The 8,762-nt window shown below is 66.8% G+C and carries 9 protein-coding genes and 1 pseudogene; 6 read left to right on the plus strand and 4 right to left on the minus strand.

From position 1 onward, the window contains the following. Positions 1-218 (plus strand): annotated as a pseudogene (locus tag ABJK26_RS02610) (hypothetical protein); the annotation flags it as partial. Positions 219-365: 147 nt separating this feature from the next. Beyond that, a complete protein-coding gene (gene aspS / locus ABJK26_RS02615) occupies positions 366-1,634 on the plus strand; it encodes an aspartate--tRNA(Asn) ligase (RefSeq protein WP_347240667.1) in 1,269 nt (422 codons plus the stop codon). Here the strand turns inward: aspS and ABJK26_RS02620 are convergent. The 4 genes from ABJK26_RS02620 to sdhC are packed head-to-tail and all read right to left on the minus strand — an operon-like array spanning position 1,631 to position 4,824. Continuing rightward, positions 1,631-2,329 (minus strand): succinate dehydrogenase iron-sulfur subunit, encoded by a 699-nt coding sequence (locus ABJK26_RS02620; protein WP_347240668.1) that lies wholly within the window; start codon positions 2,327-2,329, stop codon positions 1,631-1,633. The genes aspS and ABJK26_RS02620 overlap by 4 nt on opposite strands. 9 nt (positions 2,330-2,338) lie before the next feature. After that, on the minus strand, positions 2,339-4,072 hold the full coding sequence (gene sdhA, locus ABJK26_RS02625) for a succinate dehydrogenase flavoprotein subunit (RefSeq protein WP_347240669.1): 1,734 nt from the start codon (positions 4,070-4,072) through the stop codon (positions 2,339-2,341). Between the two features lies 1 nt (position 4,073). Further along, a complete protein-coding gene (locus ABJK26_RS02630; RefSeq protein WP_347240670.1) occupies positions 4,074-4,469 on the minus strand; it encodes a succinate dehydrogenase hydrophobic membrane anchor subunit in 396 nt (131 codons plus the stop codon). After that, entirely contained in the window at positions 4,459-4,824 is a 366-nt protein-coding gene (gene sdhC, locus ABJK26_RS02635; RefSeq protein WP_347240672.1) for a succinate dehydrogenase, cytochrome b556 subunit, read from the minus strand. Before sdhC ends, ABJK26_RS02630 begins: the two co-directional genes overlap by 11 nt. Positions 4,825-5,112: 288 nt before the next feature. On the opposite strand from sdhC, the gene speD reads away from it, so the two are divergent. The 4 genes from speD (at position 5,113) to ABJK26_RS02655 (ending at position 8,658) form a co-directional block, all read left to right on the plus strand. Beyond that, positions 5,113-5,550 carry an adenosylmethionine decarboxylase gene (speD, locus tag ABJK26_RS02640; protein ID WP_347240673.1) on the plus strand — a complete coding sequence of 146 codons (438 nt, stop codon included), beginning with the start codon at positions 5,113-5,115 and terminating at the stop codon, positions 5,548-5,550. Positions 5,551-5,641: 91 nt separating this feature from the next. Then, complete coding sequence (locus ABJK26_RS02645; RefSeq protein WP_347240674.1) at positions 5,642-6,787, plus strand: NEW3 domain-containing protein; 1,146 nt, start codon at positions 5,642-5,644, stop codon at positions 6,785-6,787. 1 nt (position 6,788) lies between these two features. Next, a complete protein-coding gene (locus ABJK26_RS02650; RefSeq protein WP_347240675.1) occupies positions 6,789-7,712 on the plus strand; it encodes an ABC transporter ATP-binding protein in 924 nt (307 codons plus the stop codon). Continuing rightward, positions 7,702-8,658, plus strand: coding sequence for an ABC transporter permease (locus tag ABJK26_RS02655; RefSeq protein WP_347240677.1), 957 nt, complete (start codon positions 7,702-7,704; stop codon positions 8,656-8,658). Before ABJK26_RS02650 ends, ABJK26_RS02655 begins: the two co-directional genes overlap by 11 nt. Positions 8,659-8,762 lie beyond the last annotated feature (104 nt).

Consider the following 8,762-nt stretch of genomic DNA (forward strand, 5'->3'; position numbering starts at 1 on the left):
GGGCTTCGGGGCGGGTGCGGGCGCGGGAGGGGTGGGATCCTGACGGGGTGGTGGAGGGGGTGTTTGGGGGGATGAAGACGCGGCTGGGTGGGGGATACCTTTGGGAGCGGAAGCCTTGGACGGCCATGGCGCGGGCGCTTTTGGAGCTCATCGCCTACGGCCTTAGGGTTCTTCTCACCCTTCTCCCGCCCCCTCCGGGGTACAAGGCGATTTACTAGGCAAGCCCTGAGCGGCTTGACCTTGGGGGCACAAGCCCCTAAACTTAGGCCCAACATGGCCCTTTGCCGCAACAACGGCTAGCGGGGGGCAAAGGAAGGCCCCCCCGGTCCCCCGTGGCCGGGGGGGCCAGGGCTTAAGGAGGGAAGATGCGGGTACTGGTGCAAGACCTAAGGGAGCACGTGGGCGAGGAGGTGGAGCTTCTAGGCTTCCTCCACTGGCGAAGGGACCTGGGGAGGATCCAGTTTCTCCTCCTTCGGGACCGAAGCGGCGTCGTCCAGGTGGTCAGCGGGGGGCTCAAACTCCCCTTACCCGAGTCCGCCCTGAGGGTGCGGGGGGTAGTGGTGGAAAGCGAGAAGGCCCCAGGGGGCCTCGAGGTCCAGGCCCAGGAGGTGGAGGTCCTCTCCCCTGCCCTCGAGCCCACCCCGGTGGAGATCCCCAAGGAGGAGTGGCGGGCGAACCCCGAAACCCTCCTAGAGTACCGCTACGTCACCCTAAGGGGGGAAAAGGCCCGGGCCCCCCTCAAGGTCCAGGCCGCCCTGGTGCGGGGCTTCCGCCGCCACCTGGACCGGGAGGGCTTCACCGAGATCTTCACCCCCAAGGTGGTCCGGGCGGGGGCCGAGGGGGGAAGCGGGCTCTTCGGGGTGGACTATTTTGAAAAAAGGGCCTACCTCGCCCAGTCCCCCCAGCTCTACAAGCAGATCATGGTGGGGGTTTTTGAACGGGTCTACGAGGTGGCCCCGGTGTGGCGCATGGAGGAGCACCACACGAGCCGCCACCTTAACGAGTACCTCTCCCTGGACGTGGAGATGGGCTTCATCGGGAGCGAGGAGGACCTCATGCGGCTTGAGGAAGCCCTCCTCGCCGAGATGCTGGAGGAGGCCCTGAATGCCGCGGGGAGCGAGATCCGCCTTCTCCAGGCGGAGTGGCCCTCCTTCCCCAAGGACATCCCCCGCCTCACCCACGCCGAGGCCAGAAGGATCCTCAAGGAGGAGCTCGGCTACCCCGTGGGCCAGGACCTCTCCGAAGAGGCGGAGCGCCTCCTCGGGGAGTACGCCAAGGAGCGCTGGGGCTCGGACTGGCTCTTCATTACCCACTACCCCCGCTCGGTCCGGCCCTTCTACACCCACCCCGAGGAGGGGGGCACCACCCGGAGCTTTGACCTCCTCTTCCGCGGCCTGGAGATCACCTCGGGGGGCCAGCGCATCCACCGCTACGAGGAGCTCCTGGAGAGCCTGAAGGCCAAGGGCATGGACCCCGAGGCCTTCCAGGGCTACCTGGAGGTCTTCAAGTACGGCATGCCTCCCCACGGGGGATTCGCCATCGGGGCCGAGCGCCTCACCCAGAAGCTCCTGGGCCTCCCCAACGTGCGCTACGCCCGCGCCTTCCCCCGGGACCGGCACCGGCTCACGCCCTAGAAGCGGTCAAAGAGGATCTCCCGCTTGACCTCCTCTATGAGCTGGGTCACGGGGATCTCCCGGGGGCAGGCCTCGGTGCAGTTGTAGGCGGTGCGGCACCGCCAGACCCCGCCCCCCGAGCCCAGGACCTTGAAGCGCTCCCGCTTGCCCCTATCCCGAGAGTCAAAGATGAAGCGGTGGGCCTGGACGATGGCGGCGGGGCCGATGTAGGTGCCGTTCACCCAGAAGACGGGGCAGCTCGTGGTGCAGCTCGCGCAGAGGATGCACTTGGTGCCGGGGTCAAAGCGCTCCCTCTCCTCGGGGGACTGGAGCCTCTCCCGCTGGGGCGGGGGCTCATCGTTGATGAGGTAGGGCTTCACCGCTCGGTAGGCGGCGAAGAAGGGCTCCATGTCCACGATGAGGTCCTTCTCCACGGGGAGGCCCCTTATGGGCTCCACGGTGATGACGCTCCCCAGGTCCTTCACCAGGGTCTTGCAGGCGAGGCGGTTTTTGCCGTTGATGAGCATGGCGTCGGAGCCGCAGATCCCGTGGCCACAGCTCCTTCGGAAGGCCAAGGTGCCGTCCTGGTCCCACTTCACCTTGTGCAGGAGGTCCAAGACCCGGTCCCAGGGCTCGGCCTCCACCTGGTAGGTCTCAAAGTGGGGCCTCTTGTCCTTGGCGGGGTCAAAGCGGAGGATCTTGAGGGTCACCTGCATGCGGGCCTCCTAGTAGGTGCGGGCCTTGGGCTCAAAGCGGCCCAGGACCACGGGCTTGTAGCGGAAAGAGACCTTGCCGTCTTCCACCTTGTAGGCCAGGGTGTGCTTGAGCCAGTTCTGGTCGTCCCGCTCGGGGTAGTCCTCCCGGGCGTGGGCCCCCCGGGACTCGGTGCGGTTCAGGGCGGAGTGGACCAGGGCCTCGGAGACCTCGAGGAGGTACCCGAGCTCCAGGGCCTCCACCAGCTCGGTGTTGTAGGCGTCCCCCTTGTCGTCAATGGAGATGCGCGTGTAGCGGTCCATGAGCTCTTTTAGGATCTCCACCTGCTTTTTTAAAAGCTCCCCGGTGCGGAAAACGGAGGCGTGGTCCATCATGGACTGCTGGAGCTCGGCCCTTAGTGCCGCCACCTTCTCCTTGCCGGTGGAGCGCTTGATGCGCTCAATGCGCTCGCGGCTTTCCCCGAGGTGCTCCTCGGTGAGCTCGTGGTAGTCCGCGTCCTTGGCGAAGCGGGCGGCGTGGATCCCGGCCCGGCGCCCGAAGACCACGAGGTCCCCCAAGGAGTTCGTCCCCAGGCGGTTCGCCCCGTGGAGGCTCACGCAGGCCGCCTCCCCGGCGGCGTAGAGGCCGGGGACCACGGTGTTCTTCTCGTCCTGGATTACCTCCCCCCAGAGGGTGGTGGGGATCCCCCCCATGGCGTAGTGGGCCGTGGGCATCACCGGCACGGGCTCCTTCAAGGGGTCCACCCCCAGGTAGATGCGGCTGAACTCGGTGATGTCGGGAAGCTTCTTCTCAATGACCTCGGGGGGCAGGTGGGTGAGGTCCAAAAGGACGTGGTCCTTCTTGGGGCCCACGCCCCTTCCCTCCCGCACCTCCAGGTACATGGCCCGGGAGACGAGGTCCCTTGGGGCCAGGTCCTTGATGGTGGGGGCGTAGCGCTCCATGAAGCGCTCGCCCAAGGCGTTCCGCAAAATCCCCCCCTCGCCCCGGGCCCCTTCGGTGAGGAGGATGCCTAGGGGGAAAAGCCCCGTGGGGTGGAACTGGTAGAACTCCATGTCCTCCAGGGGAAGCCCCTTGCGGTAGAGGATGGCCTGCAGGTCCCCGGTGAGGGTGTAGGCGTTGGAGGTCACCTTGTAGATGCGGCCGAACCCCCCGGAGGCGATGACGATGGCCTTGGCCTCAAAGAGGTGGAGCTCCCCGGTGGCGAGCTCCAAGGCCACCAGGCCCTTGGCCACCCCGTCCTCCAGGATGACGTCGGTGACGTGGAACTCGTTGTAGAAGGTGATGTTGTGCTTCACGCACTGCTGGTAGAGGGTCTGGAGGATCATGTGCCCGGTGCGGTCGGCGGCGTGGGCCGCCCGGTGCACCGGGGCCTTGCCCCAGTCCTTGGTGTGCCCCCCGAAGCGGCGCTGGGCGATCTTGCCGTTAGGAAGCCGGTCAAAGGGGAGGCCCATGTGCTCAAGCTCAATCACCGCCTCGATGACCTCCTTGGCGAAGACCTCCGCGGCGTCCTGGTCCGTGAGGTAATCCCCCCCCTTGACCGTGTCAAACATGTGCCACTCCCAGTGGTCCTCCTCCACGTTGCCGAGGGCGGCCCCTATGCCGCCTTGCGCCGCCCCCGTGTGGCTTCGCGTGGGGTAGAGCTTGGAGACCACGGCCACGTCCGCGCCCTCTTTGGCCGCATACAGGGCGGTGGCGAGGCCCGCCCCGCCCGCGCCCACCACGATGACCTCGTGTCTGTGCGCCATACTAGTTCACCCCGAAGTCGTGGTTAAAGAGGGAAAGGCTTCCCAGGAAGAAGAGGAAGGCGATGAGGCTGTAGACCACCACCTTGGTCCAGAAGCGCCTCGCCGGGTGCCGCACCCAGTCGTCCAGCACGTAGCGGAGCCCGTTGGCCCCGTGCAGAAAGCCCAGGGCCAGGATGAGCCAGTCGTAGACCCGCCAGGTGGTCTGGGAGAGCCTTCTCGCCACGTAGTCGTAGTTGATGGTGTTGAGGTCGGTGAGGACGGCGTTCATCCACATGTGGCCGATGAGGAGGAAGACCAGGACCACCCCGCTGATGCGCATGAAGACCCACCAGTAAAGCTCCAGGTTGGTGCTGGCCTCGAGCCTTGCCTCCTGGTACCTCTTGGACCTAATCGCCATGGCCGCCTCCCAGAATCCCGCCCCCGATCTTGACCAGGAAGGGCAGGTAGAAGACCACGAAAAGGACCCAGGCCGCGTACCAGAGCTCCTTCTGGTAGCGCACGCCAAAGGAGGTGAAGTCCATGAGGATGATCCTGAGCCCGTTGAACCCGTGGTAGAGCACCCCGGCGATGAGGACGAGAAGCCCCACCTGGAACACGGGCTGGTGGTAGAACTTCATGAGGGCGTTGGACACCTCCGGACCCCACATGGCGCTGCTGATGTTGGCCACGTGGAGCATAAGGAAGACCAAGATGCCCAGGCCCGCTATCCGGTGCAGGTAAAACGCCCACTGCCCTTCTCTTCCCCGGTACATGGCACCTCCTTACCGGGGTTATCATACACCCTTCCCCTGGGAATGGGCGTTGCCCAGCCCACGCTCGGCGCCCATATACTCCCCTCCCGTACCCGATGCCCGAACCAGAAAGGGCTTTTCCCCAAGCCCCCCACCCCGCCCCCCTGGGGGACACCCCGGGAAATCCCCCTAGGGGGGTAGGAAGGGTTTTTCTCTGCCAGGACAAGGTATTGACAGGGGGGGGAGGGGGGGGCATAATGGGGGGCGTGCCGCAGGGGATACCCCGGGGGGCACGGGAAGGAGGTGGTCATGGTGGAACTCTTTGGATTTGGCCCTCACCTGATGGTGGACGGCTACGACGCCAACCCCGAGAAGCTCCGGGACGCCGAGCTGGTGCGTCAGGTCCTGGACGAGCTCCCCGAGGAGATGGAGATGACCAAGGTGCTCCCCCCCTTCGTTTACCGCTACGGCCCCGAGGGCGAGGACGGGGTGACGGGGGTGGTGATCATCGCCGAAAGCCACATCGCCATCCACACCTTCCCCAAGAAGCGCTTCCTCTCCATAGATATCTTCTCCTGCAAGGCCTTTGACATGGCCAAGGCCCTGAAGAAGCTGGCCGAGGTCTTTGAGATCGGCCGGTACGAGACCTACATGATCCAGCGGGGCAAGGAGTTCCCCAAGGACCCGGAGCTCGCCCGACAGATCGTCCTGGGCGAACGGGAGTACCTCGAGGCCCGGGTGAGCTAGGCCCGGGGGCGCGCCCCTCGGCCCGTCCGAGGCCGAGGCTTTTCATTTTGGGCTCATGTTCCCTGCCTAACTTTGGTAAGGGAGGCTTAGTATGGCGCGCAAACTGCTGACGCTCTTAGGGCTCGTCCTCGGCGTGGCTTTGGCCCAGAGCTTTCGCGGCCTCTCCCTGGGCACCCCCTACCCGGAGATGGGGGTGCAACCCGGGGAGAGCGTGAACCTCACCCTGACCCTCAAAAACCACGGCCTACCCCCGGGGGTGGTCCGCCTCTCCCTGGCCGAAGCCGCCCCAGGCTGGCAGGCAAGCCTCATCGGGGGCGGGCGGCTGGTGCGGGCGGTCTACCTGGCCCCAGACGGGGAGGCCACCCTCACCCTCCGCCTCCAGCCGCCCAAGGAGGTGAGGCCCGGCACCTACCGCTTCCTGGTGCGGGCCGAGGGCCTGGGGCAGACCGCAAGCCTCCCCATCGCTTTAGTGGTGGGCCAAGGGCTTCCCCAGAGGCTTAGCCTCGAGGCCGAGCTCCCCATCCTCAAGGGTCCCCCCACCAGCGCCTTCCGCTACCGGGTAACCCTGAAGAACGAGTCCGACCGCGACCTCCTGGTCTCCCTGGAGTACGAGGCCCCCAAGGGCTTCCAGGTGACCTTCACCCCCGCCTTCTCCAGCCAGCAGGTCACCAGCCTGCCCATCAAGGCCGGGGAGAGCAAGGACCTGGACGTGGAGGTCTCCTTGCCCAAGGACACCAAGGCCGACACCTACGCCGTCACCCTCCGGGCCCTGGCCGGGGAGGCCAAGGCGGAGCTCGGGCTCACCCTGGAGGTCACGGGCCGGCCCGAGGCGCGCCTCAGCACCAAGGAAGGGCGCCTCTCCGGCCAGGTGGTGGCCGGGCGGGAGAACCCGGTGAAGCTCCTGGTGAAAAACGAGGGGAGCGCCCCCGCCAAGAACCTCTCCTTCAGCGCCATGGAACCCTCCGGCTGGGAGGTGAAGTTTGAGCCCGACAAGATCGAGGCCCTAGACCCCGGCCAGGAGAAGGAGGTCACCGCCCGCATCAAGCCCTCCCCCAAAGCGGTGACCGGGGACTACATGGTGACCCTCTCCCTCTCCGGGGACGACGGGGTTTCCGCAAGCCTGGACTACCGGGCCACGGTGGTGCGCTCCACCCTCTGGGGCCTGGTGGGAATAGGCCTGATGGCCGTGGCCCTCCTGGTCCTGGGCTTCGCCGTGAACCGCTTCGGCCGGAGGTAGCATGGCGGTCATAGAGACCCGGGGCCTCACCAAGCGCTACGGGCGCGTGGTGGCAGTGGAGGACCTGAACCTGGAAGTGGAGGAGGGGGAGGTCTTCGGGCTCCTCGGCCCCAACGGCTCGGGCAAGACCACCACCATCCTCATGCTCCTGGGCCTCACCGAACCCACGGCGGGCGAGGCCCGGGTGTTGGGCCTAGACCCCATGCGGGAGCCCCTCAAGGTCAAGGCCCGGGTGGGCTACCTCCCCGACCAGGTGGGGTTTTACGGGGAGCTTTCCGCCTGGGAGAACCTGCGCTACACCACGAGGCTTTTGGGCCTTCCCGACGGGGAGGCCCAGGCCCGCATAGAGGAGGTCCTGAAGCGCATGGGGCTTTGGGAGGTCAGGGACCGAAAGGTGGCGGCCTTCAGCCGGGGCATGCGCCAGCGCTTGGGCCTCGCCGAGGTCCTCCTCAAGCGCCCCAAGGTGGCCATCCTGGACGAGCCCACCCTGGGGCTGGACCCGGAGGCCGCCCGGGAGTTCCTGGGGCTCATCAAGGGTCTCAAAGGGGAAGGGATCACCGTCCTCCTCTCCAGCCACCTCCTCCACCAGGTACAGGAGATCTGCGACCGGGTGGGCCTTTTCTTTAGGGGCCGCCTCGCCCTCCTCGGAAGCGTGGAGGAGCTCGCCGCCCGGGTGCTGGGGGGCGGGTACGAGGTGTGGGTGGAGGCGGTCCCGGGCCTCGAGGGCCCCTTCCGCGAGGTGAAGGGGGTGAGCCGGGTGGAGGCGGAAGGGGGCCGCTACCGCGTCCTCGCCACCCAGGACGTGCGCCCTGAACTGGCCAGGATCGCCGTGGAAAGGGGCGCCCTCTACGGTCTTTCCCTGAGGCGGCCCAGCCTGGACGAGATCTACGCCCACTACTTCAAGGAGGTAGGCCATGCGGCGTGAGGGTTCCCCCTGGACGGGCCTCTGGGCGGTCTTCTTCAAGGAGATGGCCGACCACCTTGGAGGCCTCAGGATGAGGATCCTCGAGGTCCTCATCCTCCTCTCGGCCTTAAGCGCCGTCTACACCGGGACCCAGACCCTGCGGCAGACCGTGGGAGAGGACCCCTACCTCTACCTCAAGCTCCTCACCACCGCCCAGGACCCCCTGCCCTCCTTCGTGGGCTTCCTCTCCTTCTTCGTGCCCCTGGCGGCCATCGCCCTGGCCTTTGACGCCGTGAACGGGGAGTACGCCCGGGGCACCCTCTCCCGCATCCTCTCCCAGCCCATCTACCGGGACGCCCTGCTCTTTGGCAAGTTCCTGGCGGGCCTCGGCACCTTGGGGGTCCTCCTCCTCGCCCTCCTCCTCCTGGTTCTGGGCCTGGGGCTTTTCACCCTGGGGGTCCCCCCGGGCGGGGAGGAGGTGGCCCGCATCCTCTTCTTCTTCCTGGCCACCCTGGCCTACGCCGGGGTCTGGCTGGCCTTGGGCCTCCTCTTCTCCGTCCTCTTTCGCCAGCCCGCCACCGCCGCCTTGGCCGCCCTGGGGGTCTGGCTCTTCTTCGCCGTCTTCTTTCCCATCCTCACCGACCTTGCGGCCAGCGCCCTCCTCCTCAGGGCCGATCCTTTTGACCCGGAAAGCCAGCTCCACCAGGCCACCCTGGCCCTCTGGATCTCCCGCCTCTCCCCCAACACCCTCTTCGCCGAGGCCCTCACCGCCATCCTGAACCCGGCGGTCCGCTCCCTGGGCCCCATCCTCATCACCCAGCTGGAAGGAGCCGTCCTCGGCACCCCTTTGCCCCTGGGGCAAAGCCTCCTCCTCATCTGGCCCCAGCTCACCGGCCTTTTCGCCCTGGCGGTGCTCCTCTTCACCCTGGCCTACGTGGCCTTCCAGCGGCAGGAGGTTCGGGCCTAGCGTGGCCTGCAGAAGGGCATCATACCCTTTTGGTGTGAATCCTTCGCCTAAGCCAAGGCCATAAGGCCTCTCTAGGCCTTCTTTCCCGGGGCCCCCAGGCTGGC

Origin of the sequence: Thermus sp., from assembly GCF_039793865.1 — a bacterium.
In the GTDB taxonomy this organism is placed as follows: domain Bacteria; phylum Deinococcota; class Deinococci; order Deinococcales; family Thermaceae; genus Thermus.